This is a genomic window from Streptomyces sp. NBC_00466, from assembly GCF_041433995.1.
In the GTDB taxonomy this organism is placed as follows: Bacteria; Actinomycetota; Actinomycetes; order Streptomycetales; family Streptomycetaceae; genus Streptomyces.
This window is the reverse complement of sequence record NZ_CP107896.1, coordinates 3,318,708-3,334,249: the sequence shown is the minus strand read 5'-3', so window position 1 is coordinate 3,334,249 and position 15,542 is coordinate 3,318,708. Positions and strand designations below refer to the sequence as shown.

Sequence of the window (15,542 nt, the reverse complement as noted above, 5' to 3'; positions counted from 1 at the left end):
TTTCAGGCCGCTACGAGGTACGAGAAGACCGATTCCAGGGACTCGTCCGACGGCGAGACGGTGAGGAGCCGGATGCCGTGTTCACGGGCGACGCGCGGCAGCAGCGCCGTGAACCGGCCGAAGTCGACCGCCTGGATGCGCAGCGCGCCCTCCGTGATGTCCACCTCGATACCGGCGGTCGACGGGTCGGCGATCAGCGCGGCGGCGAGGGCCCGGTCGTCGCTGGACCGTACGAGATAGCGGTGCGGCCGGTCCGTCATCAGACGGCGGATCCGGCGGAAGTCGCCGGACGCGGCATGCCGTCCCGCCACGATCACCTCGATGTGCGAGGCGAGTTGCTCGACCTCCTCCAGGATGTGCGAGGAGAAGAGCACCGTGCGGCCCTCCGCGCCCATCTGCCGCAGCAGCTCCATGAGCTGCATGCGCTGGCGCGGGTCCATGCCGTTGAAGGGTTCGTCGAGCAGCAGCACGCTGGGGTTGTGGACCAGGGCGGACGCCATCTTCACGCGCTGCCGCATGCCCTTGCTGTACGTCGCGATCTTGCGGTCCTGCGCAGGCTCCATCTCGACGGTGGCGAGCGCCTGTTGTGCGGCGCGCTCGTCGAGGCCGTGCAGTTCGGCGTTGGCCACGACGAATTCGCGGCCGGTGAGGAAGTCGTACATCCCCTCCCGCTCCGGCACGATCCCGATCTGCCGGTAGACGTTCTCGTTCCGCCAGATCGGCTCGCCGTCGAGTGTCACCGTGCCCGTCGACGGAGCGAGGAATCCGCCCATCATGTTGATGAGGGTGGACTTTCCGGCGCCGTTGGGGCCGAGAAGTCCGGTCACCCCGGGGCCGACCGTCATGGTGATGTCGTTGACCGCCACCACGTTGCCGAACCAGCGCGAGGTGTGGTCGATGTTGATCGTGGTCACAGCCCGACCTTCCGGTAGCGGCGCATCAGGACGGCGTACGAGCCGGCGATGAGCGCGAGAACGACGAGCAGGTAGACCACGCCGGCACCCGCTCCCGGACCGGTCCCGCCCGGGAAGGCGGAGGTGGCGCCGAGGAACGCGGTCTGCACGCCGTCGATCAGCGTGATCGGGGAGAAGAGCCCGAGCCAGGTGACGGCGCCGGCGGCGTCCTGGTTGAAGGCGATGGCCTGCACCGTGGAGACCGCGCCGTACGTGATGGTCAGAACGGCGATGACCGCGGCGACCCCGAAGCCGCGGCGCGGGGTGAGCGCGGCGACCACCAGCGCGATGCCGGAGAAGAGCACCGAGAGCAGCGCGACGGAGACCATCCCCTGGCCGAATCCCTCGGTCTGGTGGGCGAAGTCGAGTTTGGCGAGGAGCGACCCGATGTAGAGGATCACCAGGGGCGCTCCGGTCAGAATGAAGAGGGCCGACGCCATCGCCGCGTACTTGGCGATGACGTAGTCGACGCGCTCGATGGGCCGGGAGAAGTACAGCGGGATGGACTTGAAGCGCAGATCGCGGGAGACGGCCTGCGGGGCCTGCGCGGCGAGGTACAGCCCGATGACGGCCTGCGTGAGGATGGCGTACCGGGTGTAGTCGAGCGGCAGGTCCTTGGCCTTGGTCGCCACGGCCACCGCGACGATGATCGCCGCGGGCACGCACATCACCGCGAAGAGGATCATCGGCAGCACCTTGGACTTGGCCGAGCGGCCCAGACCGTAGGCGCCGCGCAGCGACTGCGCGAAGAGCGAACGGCGGGCGTAGGCGCGGCCCAGGCGCTGTCCGTCGTAGTTCCGGTATCCGATGTTGTGGATCTGACTGGTCTCGGTACTCATCGCGCCTGCACCTCCTGCTTCGGCTGGCCGGGCTGGGCCGGCGGGTGGTTCTGCTGCTGGTCCCGTGACTGGTTCTGCTGGTCGGTGCGGAAGACCTCCGCGATGTGGTGGCGGCGCTGTTCCATCCGTACGAGGCCGAGCCCCAGGTCGGTGACCGTGTCACGGACCAGGTCGTACGTCTCCTCGCCCGCCGCTTCGACCAGCAGGATGTGGCCCGCGCCCGGCAGCCCCTCCTCCGTGCCCTCGTGCAGCGTCACGCCTGCCGCAGCCAGCGACTCGCGGAGTGCCCGCGTCCCGTCGGGATGGGTGTCGGAGTCGGTGACCTCGACCGCCAGCGTCGCGGTGCTCTGCGTGAAGTCGCTGGTGGAGCTGGAGCGCAGCAGCGAGCCGCCGTCGATGACGACGACGTGGTCGCAGGTCCGCTCCAGCTCGCCGAGCAGGTGCGATGTGACCAGGACCGAGATGCCGAAGTCGGTGTGCACCCGGCGGATCAGCCCGAGCATGTCGTCGCGGCCGACCGGGTCCAGGCCGTTCGTCGGCTCGTCGAGCAGCACCAACTGCGGGTCGTGGACCAGCGCCTGGGCCAGCTTCACGCGCTGTTTCATCCCGGTCGAGTAGCCGCCGATGGGGCGGTAGCGCTCTTCGTAGAGGCCGACGTGGCGCAGCGTGTCGGCGGTGCGCTCCCGTGCGGCGGTGGGCGGCAGTCCGGACATGCGCGCCATGTGGACGACGAACTCGGTGGCCGAGACGTCGGGCGGCAGGCAGTCGTGCTCGGGCATGTACCCGACGCGCTCACGGATTTCGGCGCCACTGGTGGCGACATCGAGCCCGAGCACGGCGGCCCGGCCCTCCGTGGCGGGGGACAGACCCAGCAGGATCTTGATCAACGTGGACTTGCCGGCTCCGTTGGATCCCACCAGTCCGGTCACACCGGGTCCGATGTCCAGGGAGAGCCGGTCAAGCGCGGTCACCCTCGGGAACCGCTTGCTCAGGCTTTCGGTCGCGATCACAGTCACCTTCCGAAGGTAGTGGCGCGGCTCAGGCCGGGCGTCAGCCCAGACGGCTGGATCCCTGTCCCCCTCCAGAGGTACGGACCCGTAGGGGCCCGATACGGGAGGGGGAGAAGGAGGGTAGGGGGCGGCACAGGGGGCGTCCCGGGAGGAGTTGTCCACAGGCCGTTGTCCACAGGTCAGGCGGTGCCCTTGACGTAGCCGCCGGGCATTGTCACATTCATCAGTGTCAAGTTACGAGCACGTACCGCACACGGACGGGACGGACAGGTGGCATGGCCTCAGGGGTGAAAGCAGCAGCGCGGTGGGCAGGTGGCCCGGCCGCACGGCCGTTCGCGCAGGGCAGCGGGGAGGCCGCGCGGCTGCGGGGGTTCAGAGAGGTGCAGACCCTCGCCTACGCCTGCGCAGAGGCTGTCGCCGCGCAGCTCAGACCGGGGGTGACCGAACGCGATGCGGCGCGGATGCAGCGCGAGTGGCTGTACCGGCGGGGTGTACGGGACTGGTTCCACCTGCCGTTCGCCTGGTTCGGGGACCGGACCGCCTTCGCGGGGTTCAGAGTGCCGCTGCAGTTCTTCCCGACGAACCGGCGGCTCGAAGCCGGGATGCCGTTCATTCTCGACATGGCCCCTGTCTTCCGCGGCTTCACCGCCGATATCGGCTACTCGGGCTGCCTCGGCCTCAACCCCGTGCACGACAAGCTGCTCGCCGACCTGGAAGCGCACCGCGACCTCATCCTGCGGGAGGTCCGTGAGAAACGCGCGCTGCGCACGATCTACGAGGACGTGGAGCGGCTGATGGCCGCTCAGGGGTACGCGAACCGGCACCGCGCCTATCCGTTCGGCGTGATCGCGCACAAGGTCGACGAGGTCAAGGAACGCCGCTGGTCGCCCCATGTGTTCGGGTTCGGCACCCAGTCCCTGAAGGGCTTGGCGAGCGATGCCCTGCACGGCCACCGGGACGGCTGGTCGCCGCTGTGGAGCCCGTACAAGTTCTCCGACCACCCGCCTCGGCCGGGGCTGTGGGCGGTCGAGCCCCACCTCGGATTCCGGGGCACGGGCGCGAAGTTCGAGGAGATCCTGGTCGTCACCGACTCGGCCGACCCCGAGCAGAGCGCCTTCTGGCTGGACGACGACCTGCCGCATGTGCGGCGCTGGGCAGAGGAGAAGGCCGCATGAGCAAGGGAACCGAAGGGGCGCGCGAGCGCTGGGTCCGTACCGGAGGCATCGAGCTGTGCGTCGCCGAACTGGGCGACCCGCACCGGCCGACCGTACTGCTGGTGCACGGCTATCCGGACAGCAAGGAGGTCTGGACCGAGGTCGCGGCGCAACTGGCCGTGCGCTTCCACGTGGTGCTGTACGACGTCCGGGGCCACGGCAGGTCGTCTGCGCCGGTACCGCTGCGCGGCGGCTTCACCCTGGAGAAGCTGACCGACGACTTCCTGGCCGTGGCGGACGCGGTCAGCCCCGACGAGCCGGTGCACCTCGTCGGCCACGACTGGGGATCCGTGCAGTCCTGGGAGTTCGTGACGGTGCCGCGCGCCGAGGGCCGGATCGCGTCGTTCACCTCGATCTCCGGTCCTTCGCTCGACCACTTCGGCCAGTGGATCAAGAAGCGGATGTCCCGGCCGACCCCGCGCATGACGGCCCAACTGCTCGGCCAGGGAGCCAAGTCCTGGTACGTGTACCTGCTGCATACGCCGGTGCTGCCGGAGCTGGCCTGGCGCGGACCGCTCGGCAAACGGTGGCCGAAGATCCTGGAGCGGATCGAGAAGGTGCCGTCCGGCGACTACCCGACGGCTTCGCTGCCATCGGACGCCGCGCACGGCGCCTGGCTCTACCGTGACAACGTCCGGTCCCGGCTGCGCAGGCCGCGCAGTGACGCGTACGCGCACGCACCCGTCCAGCTGATCACGCCCACCGGGGACGCCTTCCTCTCGGAGCGCCTCTACGACGAACTGGAGCACTGGGCACCGCAGCTGACGCGCCGTACCCTGCCGGCCAAGCACTGGGTGCCACGCACCAGGCCGGACCGGATGGCCGCCTGGATCGGGGATTTCGTCGCCGCCAACGAGACCCCGGGGCCCGCCCCGCAGACAGCGGCGACCGGCAAGTACGCCGACCGCTTCAGCGGCAGCCTCGTCCTGGTGACGGGCGCCGCGAGCGGGATCGGCCGGGCCACCGCCTTCGCGTTCGCCGAATCGGGAGCGCGGGTCGTGGCCGTCGACCGGGACGCGGAAGGGGCGGCACGCACCGCGGAGATGTCGCGGCTGATCGGCTCCCCCGACGCCTGGGGGGAGGAGGTGGACGTCAGCGACGAACAGGCGATGGAGAAGCTCGCCGAGAAGGTCGCCGCCGAGTACGGGACGGTCGATGTCCTGGTCAACAACGCGGGCATCGGGCTCTCGGGCTCCTTCCTGAACACCACCAGCGAGGACTGGAAACAGGTCCTCGACGTCAATCTGTGGGGCGTCATCCACGGCTGCCGGCTCTTCGGCAGGCAGATGGCGGACCGCGGCCAGGGCGGCCACATCGTCAACACCGCCTCGGCAGCCGCGTACCAGCCCTCGAAGGCGCTCCCGGCCTACTCCACGTCCAAGGCCGCCGTACTCATGCTGAGCGAGTGCCTGCGCGCCGAACTGGCCGGACAGGACATCGGGGTCACCGCGATATGCCCGGGCCTCGTGAACACCAACATCACGTCCACCGCACGGTTCGCGGGCGTATCGGCTGAGGAGGAGAAGCGCCGGCAGAAGAAGTCGTCCCGGCTGTACGGGCTGCGCAACTACCCGCCGGAGAAGGTGGCCGACGCGATTCTCTCCGCCGTGGTGAACAACCGGGCGGTGGTACCGGTGACACCCGAGGCACGAGGCGCCCGCTTCATGTCCCGGTTCGCACCGAAGGCCCTGCGCGCCGTCGCCCGGATGGAGCCGCCGCTGTGAGCGACGGACAGGGCCCGGAAGCGTCCATGGGGCCGCCGCCGGACAGGGAACCGCACACGGATCCGGGAGGGCACGCGGATCGGGGAGGGCACGCGGATCGGGGTGAGCACACAGATCCGAGTGAGCATCCGGAACCGGGAGCGCGCCTGGAGCCGGGAGCCCGTCCGGAGCCCGGGCCATACGTCATCGCGCCGCGCCGGGTCTCCTTCGACTGGGAGAACACCCCGCTGCACTGGATACCGGGCGAGCCCACCGCCACCCACGTGATCAATGTGCTGCATCTGCTGCTCCCGGCGGGCGAGCGGTGGTTCGTGAAGGTCTTCAAGGAGGCTCTGCCACTCGTCGACGACCCCGGACTGCTCAAGGACGTCAAGGGGTTCATGGGCCAGGAGGCCACGCACAGCGTGCAGCACTCCCATGTCCTGGACCACCTGGCCTCCCAGCGGCTCGACACCGCGGCGTACACCCGGCATGTCGACTTCCTCTTCGAGAAACTGCTCGGTGAGCAGCCGCCGCTCGGCATACCGGTCCCGGCGCGGGAGTGGCTCCGCTTCCGGCTGTCGCTGATCGCCGCGATCGAGCAGTTCACCGCGGTCCTCGGGGACTGGGTGCTGGGCGCCGACGACCTCGACAGGGCCGGGTCAGACGCCGTCATGCTCGACCTGCTGCGCTGGCACGGCGCGGAGGAGGTGGAACACCGGGCCGTGGCCTTCGACATGTACCAGCACTGCGGCGGCGCAGGGCTGCCGCGCTACGCCCGCCGGATCGAGGGCATGGCCGTCGTCACTCCGGTGCTGCTGTGGCTGTGGGTGTGGGGTGGCTCGTATCTCATGCGCCATGACCCCGCTCTCCTGCGCCAGGGCCCCGGGCCGGCGGGCAGGCCGAGGTACTCGCTGCGCAAGCACAACCGGGCGGTCGCCAGAGGGCTGCTGCCCACCTGGGGCGAGCTGGGCTCGGCGATACCCCGCTACTTCAGGCGGTCGTACCATCCCTCCCAGGAGGGCTCGCTGCGCAGGGCGGTCGAGTACCTCGCAGCCTCGCCCGCCGCTCGCGCGGCCGCAGGCGCGATAGGCCGCGCGGCCATGCCGTAGCCCTGCCAGGCCGAGAAAGCAGAAGGAGGCAGCCGTGTCCGGGGTGAGAGCGTCGGAGGTACCCGCGCCAGGAATGCCGACGTCAGAGGTGCCGACGCCAGAAGCACCAGCGGCAGAAGCACCGGCGGCAGAGGTACGCGCGGCGGAAGCCGGACCTGAGTACCGGATCGAGGATCTGGCGCACCACAGCGGCGCCACGGTCCGTACGATCCGCGCGTACCAGGACCGCGGCCTGCTGCCCAAACCGGAGCGGCGCGGCCGGTCGAACGTCTACGGGGACAGCCATCTGGCCAGGCTGCGCCAGATCGCCGAGCTGCTCGACCGCGGCTACACCCTCGCCTCCATCAAGGAACTCCTTGAGGCGTGGGACGCCGGGCGCGGTCTCGGCGGGGTGCTGGGGCTGGTCGCCGAGGTCAGCGGCCCGTGGACCGACGAGGAAGCGGACCGGATCTCCCGTGCCGAGCTGGACGCGCGGTTCGGCGGGGTGCCCGACGACGAGGCGGTCGCCGACGCGGTGGCGCTGGGCGTGCTGGAACGGGTGCCCGGCAGCGACGACGAGTTCCTGGTGCCGAGCCCGCAGGAGCTGGCCGTGGCGGTGGAACTGCACGCGGCCGGCGTGCCGCTCAAGGCCATCTCGGTCCATCTGCGGGAGTTGCGCGGCCAGGTCGAGCACATCGCCTCGCGCTTCCTGGAGTTCACGACGGAGCACGTCTTCGCGCGCTATCTGACCTCCGCCCGGCCCACCGACGCGCATGTGGCGGAGGCCGCCTCACTGGTGCGGCGGCTGCGCCCGCTGGCCCAGCAGAGCGTCGATGCCGAACTGGCCCGGGCCATGCGGCTGTTCGCCACCCGCCATCTCCAGCAGCACTTCGGCCCCGAGAGCCCGCCGGCGCAACCGGGAGGTGCCTCGCCCGTACCGGTCCCGGCGGCCACGCTCACCGCGGTGGAGAGGCTGGTGGGCCGGGAGAATGCCGCCGCGTTCATCACCGGTGCCACCGAACGGGAGCTTCAGGCAAGGGCGTTGGACGCACTGACTCTTCCACAGCAAGGAATCCGGCAAAGCGACCAAAGGCCGTAGATCACCCTTCCTTTGTCCACAGAATCGCCAAATAGCCTGTGGATAAGTCACCTTGCCTGTGGATCATGCCTAACTCAGGGGGCGCAAAAGGTAATTCGGATGCACACCGGCGCACGCGCCCCCGGCCGCCTCCCATGCTGACCGAACGAAAGGCCCCTGATCCAACGACAGGTCCTGGTTGTATTCCCTGGTTGTACTGCCTAGTGCTGCCCGAGCTGCGCCAGTGCCCCGGTCGCGATCTGCTCGAAGACCTTCTCTTCGGCGGCGAAGATGGTGCCGGGGATCGGCGCGTGGATCACAATCTCGTCGATACCGAGCGCGAAGTACTTCCCAGCGAAGTCGACGAAGGCGTCCAGGGACTCCATGGGGCGGCCCTCGTCGGGCGTGAAGCCGGTGAGCAGGATCTTCTCCACCGTGGCGGCATCCCTGCCGATCTCCTCGCACGCCGTGCCGAGCCTGCCGATCTGGCTGCGGACGGCTTCGACCGACTCCTGCGGCGTGCCCGTCTCGAAGATCTTCGGATCGCCCGTCGTCACCCAGCTCTGCCCGTACCGCGCGGCGATCTTCATCCCCCGTGGTCCGGTCGCCGCGACGGCGAAGGGGAGCCTCGGCCGCTGCACACAGCCCGGGATATTGCGGGCCTCTTCGGCGGAGTAGTGGGCGCCCCGGTGGGAGACCGTGTCCTCGGTCAGCAGCCGGTCGATGAGCGGGACGAACTCGCTGAACCGGTCGGCCCGTTCGCGCGGTGTCCACGGCTCCTGGCCGAGCGCGGTGGCGTCGAAGCCGGTGCCTCCGGCGCCGATGCCCAGGGTGATCCGGCCGTCCGAGATGTCGTCCAGCGACAGCAGATCCTTCGCGAGCGTCACGGGGTGCCGGAAGTTCGGCGAGGTGACCAGTGTGCCGAGCCGGACGCGCGCGGTGGCCGCGGCCGCCGCGGTCAGCGTCGGGACCGCCCCGAACCAGGGCCCGTCGCGGAACGGCACCCTCCAGGAGAGGTGGTCGTAGGTGTACGCGGTGTGGAAGCCCAGCTCCTCGGCGCGCACCCACTGCTCACGGCCACCCTCGCTCCACCGGCGAACGGGAAGAATCACGGTACTCAGACGCATGACCACGACCCTACGTCGTACGGGTGCCCGCTCCCTCAGGCCGTAGCTCTCGTCACCGCCGGACCGGGGCGATCGCCCACCGAGCTTCTGCCCCCGCCCGGATCCGGCCGCCGCCGGCCGCCCCGGCACACCCGCGTGCGTACTCATCTGTGCGGCTCTTCGCACTCCCGTGCGCTCCGGACCCTCCGTACGGGAGAATGGCCGGGTGACCTCAGCTAACGGCCCCGCCGCCCCCCTTCCGCCCCGGCTGATCGCCACCGACCTGGACGGCACCCTGCTGCGCGACGACAAAACCGTCTCGGCCCGCACCATCGCGGCGCTCGCCGCCGCCGAGGAGGCGGGCATCGACGTCTTCTTCGTCACCGGCCGGCCGGCCCGTTGGATGGACGTCGTCAGTGACCATGTCCACGGCCACGGCCTGGCCATCTGCGGCAACGGCGCCGCTGTGGTCGACCTCCGCGGCGACGAGGGCGGGCACACCTTCGTCAAGGTCCTCCCGCTGGAGCGCACCGACGCCCTCGACGTGGTCTCCATTCTGCGGGCCGCCGCCCCGGGCACGTCCTTCGCCGTCGAACGGACCGGCGGCATCCACCACGAGTCGGCCTACCCGCCCCTGCAGTTCGACGCCGCATCGTGCGTCGCGCCCGCCGAGAAACTGCTCGCGACGGACTCCGACCTCGCGGACCAGCCCGTACTGAAGGTGCTGGCCCACCACCCGGAACTGGCACCCGACGACTTCCTCGTCCTGGCCCGCGAAGCTGTCGGCCGCCGCGCCTCGGTCACCCGGTCCAGCCCGACCGCCCTGCTGGAGATCAGCGGGCCCGGTGTCTCCAAGGCCGGGACGCTGGCGCTGTGCTGTGCGGAGCGCGGCATCTCGCCCTCCGAAGTCGTCGCCCTCGGGGACATGCCGAACGACGTCGAGATGCTGCGGTGGGCGGGCACCTCGTACGCGATGGGCAACGCGCATCCGGAAGCGGTGGCCGCCGCTTCGGGGCGCACGGTCGCGAACAACGACGACGGCGTCGCGGTCGTCATCGAGCAGATCCTGAAGGCCCGCTGACCGGGCGAGGCCGCTGCCACATCCCCGGCCGCCGCCCCGGCCGGCCCGGACCGCCCCACCGGCACATCCGCACATCCACTCCGCCCACCGCGTCCGCACACCCGCACACCCGCACACCCGCACACCTACAGCGGCGCCTCCCACACCACCGCCGTGCCACCGCCCCCGTCGCCCAGCCCCGGCCCGTAGGCACTCGATCCGCCCAGCGCCTCCGCGCGACGGCTGAGATTGCGCAGCCCGCTGCGCCTGCCGCCCTCCGGGATGCCGACCCCGTCGTCGGAGACCGTGAGGCGTACCGCCGGGCGGCCGTCGTCCAGCTGCGCCGCGGCATCGACCTCCACATGGATCCGGGAGGCAGCGGCATGCCGGAACGCGTTGGAGAGCGCTTCCCGCAGCGCCGCGATCAGGTTCTTCCCCGTCAGCTCACCGACCCCCGAGTCGACCGGGCCCACGAAGCGGTGCGTGGGCTTGAACCCCAGCGGTACGGCCGCCATGTTGATCTCCCGCAGCACCCGTCTGCACAGCCCCGAAGGCGCTTCGGCGGGCCCCTGCTGCAGCGCGAAGATCGCGGTACGGATCTCCTGGATCGTCACATCCAGCTCCCCGACGGCCTTGTCCACACCCTCGCGCACCCCCGGCGCCGCCGACTGCCGGTGGGCGCCCTCCAGCATCATCCCGGTGGCGAACAGCCGCTGGATGACCAGGTCGTGGAGGTCACGGGCGATCCGGTCGCGGTCCTCGAAGACCGCGAGGCGCTCTCGGTCGCGCTGGGCGTCCGCCATCATCAGCGCCAGCGCGGCCTGCGAGGCGAACCGCGAGGCCAGGAAGCGTTCGGCCGCCGTGAAGGGCCGGGCGCCGCGTTCGCGCGGCGTGGCCAGCACGCCCAGCAGACGGCCGCCGCTGTGCAGCGGCAGCATCATGCTCGGCCCGAACCGCTTGCCCACTTCAGTGATCATCCGTGGATCGGATGCCGAGTCGTCCACGAACACCGGAGCGCCGGAGAGCAGTGTCGCCACGACCCCGCTCTCCGGCGGGACGATCAGCCCGAGAACCTGACTGGGTTGGTCGCAGGAGACGGCGACGACCTCCAGTCCGCCCTCCGCGGCAGGCAGCATGACCACTCCGGCGGCCGATTCCGCCAGGTGGCGTGCCTGTTCGGCGACCACCGTGAGCGCCTCGTCCGCGTCGCCGCCGGCCAGCAGCGCCGTGGTGACAGCCACCGAGCCGTCGATCCACCGCTCGCGCTGCCTGGCCGCCTCGTACAACCGGGCGTTGTTGATCGCGATGCCGGCCTCGGTGGCCAGGACCTGCACCATGTGCAGATCACCATCGGTGAACCGGCTGCCGTCGGTCTTCTCCGCGACATAGAGATTGCCGAGGGTCTCTCCCTGCACCTGCACGGGGGCGCCCAGGAACGTCCGCATCCGCGGATGGTACGGAGGGAAGCCGGCGAATCTCGGGTCGGTCGTCAGATCCGCGAGCCGCACGACGCGGGCATCCTCGATCAGCGCGCCCAGGAGCCCGGTGTGCCCGTCCGGGATGTGGCCGATCCGTGCGGCCACATCGTCCGGCACACCATGGGTGACGAATTCACTGAGGCCGCCGCGCTCCTGGTCCACGACGCCGATCGCGGCATACCGCGCACCGGTCAGCCCGGCGGCGGTCTCGCAGATCCTGTTCAGGGTCGCGTGCAGTTCGAGGCCCGTACCGATGGAGCGCATGGCCGCCAGCAGCTGCGGTACGCGCGCGGTGAACTCGGCGGAGAGCCCGTGCCGGCCGAAGTCCTCCTCCGGAGAGTTCTCCGCGGGGGAGTCTTCCGGGGGATCAGTGGGGTCCGGAGCTGACATACCCCAGAGCCTAGTAAGTCCTATTTAGACTGGAAAGTCGGATTCAGTTGGCTGCCGAGCAGATCGCCCGCCCGCTCACGCTCCAGCATCCGCCGCAACGGCCCCTCCAGAGCTGCCAGCTCCGCGTAAGGTCCGCGCTGCACGACCCGCCCGCCGTCCAGCACGAGCACCTCGTCGACGGCGTCGAGCCCGCGGAGCCGGTGGGTGATGAGTAGGGTCGTACGCCCCTCGGTGGCGGTCAGGAGATCCTCCGTGAGCGCGTCGGCGGTCGCCAGGTCAAGGTGTTCCGCCGGCTCGTCCAGGACGAGTACGGGAAAGTCGGCGAGGAGCGCGCGGGCCAGTGCCAGCCGCTGGCGCTGCCCGCCGGAGAGCTTCGCACCGTGCTCCCCCACCGGAGTGTCGAGCCCATCGGGCAGCCCGTCCACCCAGTCCAACAGCCGGGCCCCGGCGAGCGCCCCGCGCAGTTCGCCGTCCGAGGCACCGGAACGGGCCAGCCTGAGGTTCTCCCGCAGGGAACTGTCGAAGATGTGCGCGTCCTGGGCGCACAGCCCGACATGTCCGCGCACCGTGTCCCCTTCCAGCGCGCCGGTGTCCGCCCCGCCGAGCGTGTACGTCCCCGCCTCCGGGTCCAAGAAGCGCAGCAGCACCTGCGCGAGCGTCGTCTTGCCGGACCCGGAGGGACCGACGACGGCGACCCGGCGCCCCGCTTCGAGCCTGAGGTCCACCCCCTCGAGCGCGTATCCCGACTGCCCCGCATAGCGCGCGGTCAGCCCCCGCGCCTCCAGCGGGAACGGCGACCGGGGCGCCGCTGCCGGACGTACCGGCTCCTGTACGGGGACGGGCGCGTCCAGCACCTCGTACACCCGCTCCGCGCTCCTCCTGACCCGCTGCCGGTACTGCACGGCGAGCGGCAGACCGGTGACCGCCTCGAAAGCCGCCAGCGGAGTCAGCATCACCACCGCGAGCTCCACACCGGCGAGCCTGCCGTCGTGGACCGCCGGTACGCCGACGAACGCCGCGGCGGCGACGGTCAGCCCGCAGACGAGAGCGGTCAGCCCGCCACCGAGCGCGGTGGCGGTGGCACCCCGTGAGGCGATCCGGGTCAGCGTCCGGTCCGCATCCCTGGTGCTGTGCAGCCGCCCGCGCAGCGCACCGGCGACCGTCAGCTCGGCGGTCCCCATGAGGAGATCGACCACCCGGCTGGCCAGCACCCCGCGCGCGGGCGCCAGTTGGCGCTCGGCCCGCCGGGCGCAGAGGCCGCTCAGCGCGGGCACCCCGACCCCGGCGATCAGCAGCCCTGCCGCGAGCACCGCCCCTGCAGCGGGCAGCAGCCAGGCCGTGAACCCGATGGTGACCGCTCCCACCACCACGGCGACCGCGGCCGGAAGCAGCCAGCGCAGCCAGTAGTCCTGCAGCGCGTCCACATCGGCGACCAGCCGCGACAGCAGGTCGCCGCGCCTGACCCGGCTCAGCCCGGCGGGTGCGATCCGCTCCAGCCTGCGGTAGACGGCCACGCGCAGATCGGCGAGCATCCGCAGCACCGCGTCGTGCGACACCAGCCGCTCGGCATAGCGGAAGACGGCCCGCCCGGTCCCGAAGGCCCGGGTCGCCGTGACGGCGACCATCAGATAGAGCACGGGCGGCTCCTGCGAGGCCCGTGAGATGAGCCAGCCCGATGTCGCCATGAGCCCGATGGCCGAGCCCAGCGCGAGACTTCCCAGCAGCAGGGCCAGCAACAGCCGCCCCCGCAGCGCACCGGCGGTCTCCCGCACCCGCGCCAGCGGGTTCCGCCGTCCGGGCCGGGCGGCCGTGACGACGCCGGTCGCCGCTGTCTCCTGGGCCGTCATCTGCTCCGCACGCGGTACGGGCACGGCAACGGCCTGCGGCACGAGAGCGTCACCACCGGCCGGGGCAGCCGCCGATGTGCCGGGCGCCAGCGCGACCACGCGGTCGGCCACAGCCAGCAGGGCCGGCCGGTGCACCACGAGCACCACGGTGCGGCCGGCCGCCAGTCGCCGTACCGCGTCGACGATGCCTGCCTCCGTCTCGCCGTCCAGCGCCGCCGTCGGCTCGTCGAGCAGCAGCAGCGGCCGGTCGGCGAGGAACGCCCTGGCCAGCGCGAGCCGTTGCCGCTGCCCGGCCGAAAGCCCCGCACCGCCCTCGCCGAGTACCGTGTCAGCCCCGTCCGGCAGCGCGGCGACGAAGTCGTACGCCCCGGCATCGCGCAGAGCGCCGTGCACCGCGGACGCATCGGCGTCCGGACGCGCCAGCCGTACGTTCTCCGCGATCGTGCCCGCGAACAGATACGGCTGCTGCGGCACCCAGGCGATCTGCTCGCGCCACCGCTCGGGGGAGAGCGAGGCCAGCTCGACAGCGGATTCCCGGCCCTCTCCGGCCGGCCCTCCGGACGCCATCGGGACCGGTCCCGCCGGCCCGACGAGGACCCGCCCCTCGTCCGGCGCCGCGAAGCCCAGCAGGACATTGAGCAGCGTCGACTTCCCGACCCCGCTCGGCCCGGTGACCGCGACCGTCTCTCCGGCCCCGACGACCAGCGAAGCGGACTCCAGCGACGGTTCCGTACGGCCGGGATGGCGCACCGTCACCCGGTCCAACTCCAGCCGGAGCGAGCCGGGGACCTCGCGGGTCCCTCCCGTCGGCAGTGGTGTCTCCAGCACCGCGAAGATCTCCTCGGCGGCCGACAGCCCCTCGGCCGCCGCGTGGTACTGCGCTCCCACCTGCCGCAGCGGCAGATAGGCCTCGGGCGCCAGCACCAGGATCACCAGCCCCGTGTACAGGTCCAGCTCCCCCTTGACGAGCCGCAGCCCGATACCGACAGCGACCAGCGCCACCGACAGGGTCGCCAGCAGCTCCAGCGCGAACGACGAGAGGAAGGCGATCCGCAGCGTCCGCAGCGTCGCCTTCCGGTACTCGTCCGTGATGGTCCTGATCGACTCGGCCTGCGCCTTGGCCCGTCCGAACACCTTCAGCGTCGGCAGTCCCGCCACCACGTCGAGGAAGTGCCCCGACAGCCTGGAGAGCAGCCTCCACTGACGGTCCATGCGGGCCTGGGTGGCCCAGCCGATGAGCATCATGAAGACCGGGATCAGCGGCAGCGTCCCGACGATGATGGCCGCCGACACCCAGTCCTCGGTGACGACCCGCGCCAGCACCGCCACCGGCACCACCACCGCGAGCCCCAACTGCGGGAGATAGCGCGAGAAGTAGTCGTCCAGAGCGTCGACACCCCGGGTGGCGAGGGCGACCAGCGACCCGGTCCGCTGGCCGGTCAGCCACTGCGGCCCCAGCTCCGCGGACCTCTCCAGAAGTCGCCGCCGCAGCTCGGACTTGACCGCGGCGCCGGCCCGGTGCGCGGCCAGCTCGGTCAGCCAGGCCACCAGCCCCCGGCCCAGCGCCACCGCCACAAGCAGCAGCAGCGAGGTCCGCAGCCCTGATCCGTCCAGGCCGTGCTGGAACGCCCCCACCACCACATCGGCGATCAGCATGGCCTGGGCCACGACCAGACCCGCGCCGGCCAGTCCGAGGACCACCACGGCGCCCAGGAAGAGACGGGTGGCACCGGCGTACCGGAGCAGACGCGGGTCGATCGGTTTCACGTGAAA

The 15,542-nt window shown here is 71.2% G+C and carries 11 protein-coding genes; 5 read left to right on the top strand and 6 right to left on the bottom strand.

The annotated features are described in order from the left end of the window. Positions 1 to 2: 2 nt before the first annotated feature. From OG210_RS14755 to OG210_RS14745, 3 genes are read right to left on the bottom strand one after another with little or no spacing between them, the layout of a single operon-like run. Positions 3 to 914, bottom strand: coding sequence for an ABC transporter ATP-binding protein (locus OG210_RS14755; RefSeq protein ID WP_371536917.1), 912 nt, complete (start codon positions 912 to 914; stop codon positions 3 to 5). Beyond that, the gene (locus OG210_RS14750) at positions 911 to 1,792 is read right to left on the bottom strand and encodes an ABC transporter permease (protein ID WP_328328835.1); all 882 of its coding nucleotides are present in this window, start codon (positions 1,790 to 1,792) and stop codon (positions 911 to 913) included. Before OG210_RS14750 ends, OG210_RS14755 begins: the two co-directional genes overlap by 4 nt. Beyond that, the gene (locus tag OG210_RS14745) at positions 1,789 to 2,808 is read right to left on the bottom strand and encodes an ABC transporter ATP-binding protein (protein ID WP_328328837.1); all 1,020 of its coding nucleotides are present in this window, start codon (positions 2,806 to 2,808) and stop codon (positions 1,789 to 1,791) included. Before OG210_RS14745 ends, OG210_RS14750 begins: the two co-directional genes overlap by 4 nt. A gap of 269 nt (positions 2,809 to 3,077) precedes the next feature. Here OG210_RS14745 and OG210_RS14740 point away from each other — a divergent pair, with 269 nt between their 5' ends. From OG210_RS14740 to OG210_RS14725, 4 genes are all read left to right on the top strand, one after another. Then, positions 3,078 to 3,977 (top strand): M24 family metallopeptidase, encoded by a 900-nt coding sequence (locus OG210_RS14740; RefSeq protein WP_328328839.1) that lies wholly within the window; start codon positions 3,078 to 3,080, stop codon positions 3,975 to 3,977. Beyond that, positions 3,974 to 5,740, top strand: coding sequence for an SDR family oxidoreductase (locus OG210_RS14735; RefSeq protein WP_328328841.1), 1,767 nt, complete (start codon positions 3,974 to 3,976; stop codon positions 5,738 to 5,740). The genes OG210_RS14740 and OG210_RS14735 overlap by 4 nt, the downstream gene beginning before the upstream one ends. Next, positions 5,737 to 6,831 carry a metal-dependent hydrolase gene (locus OG210_RS14730; protein ID WP_328328843.1) on the top strand — a complete coding sequence of 365 codons (1,095 nt, stop codon included), beginning with the start codon at positions 5,737 to 5,739 and terminating at the stop codon, positions 6,829 to 6,831. The genes OG210_RS14735 and OG210_RS14730 overlap by 4 nt, the downstream gene beginning before the upstream one ends. A 166-nt stretch (positions 6,832 to 6,997) precedes the next feature. Next, positions 6,998 to 7,909 carry a MerR family transcriptional regulator gene (locus OG210_RS14725; RefSeq protein WP_371540294.1) on the top strand — a complete coding sequence of 304 codons (912 nt, stop codon included), beginning with the start codon at positions 6,998 to 7,000 and terminating at the stop codon, positions 7,907 to 7,909. Between the two features lie 200 nt (positions 7,910 to 8,109). Here the strand turns inward: OG210_RS14725 and OG210_RS14720 are convergent, their stop codons facing one another. Continuing rightward, positions 8,110 to 9,021 carry an LLM class flavin-dependent oxidoreductase gene (locus tag OG210_RS14720; protein WP_328335518.1) on the bottom strand — a complete coding sequence of 304 codons (912 nt, stop codon included), beginning with the start codon at positions 9,019 to 9,021 and terminating at the stop codon, positions 8,110 to 8,112. A gap of 199 nt (positions 9,022 to 9,220) precedes the next feature. Here OG210_RS14720 and OG210_RS14715 point away from each other — a divergent pair, with 199 nt between their 5' ends. Next, positions 9,221 to 10,075, top strand: a complete 855-nt coding sequence (locus OG210_RS14715; RefSeq protein ID WP_328328847.1) for an HAD-IIB family hydrolase — start codon at positions 9,221 to 9,223, stop codon at positions 10,073 to 10,075. Positions 10,076 to 10,200: 125 nt separating this feature from the next. Here OG210_RS14715 and OG210_RS14710 read toward each other — a convergent pair whose 3' ends face one another. Both OG210_RS14710 and cydD read right to left on the bottom strand, forming a co-directional pair. Continuing rightward, a complete protein-coding gene (locus tag OG210_RS14710; RefSeq protein ID WP_328328849.1) occupies positions 10,201 to 11,922 on the bottom strand; it encodes a GAF domain-containing protein in 1,722 nt (573 codons plus the stop codon). A 20-nt stretch (positions 11,923 to 11,942) separates the two neighbouring features. Further along, positions 11,943 to 15,536: a thiol reductant ABC exporter subunit CydD gene (cydD, locus tag OG210_RS14705; protein ID WP_328328851.1), complete on the bottom strand. Its 3,594-nt coding sequence runs from the start codon at positions 15,534 to 15,536 to the stop codon at positions 11,943 to 11,945. Positions 15,537 to 15,542: the final 6 nt, after the last annotated feature.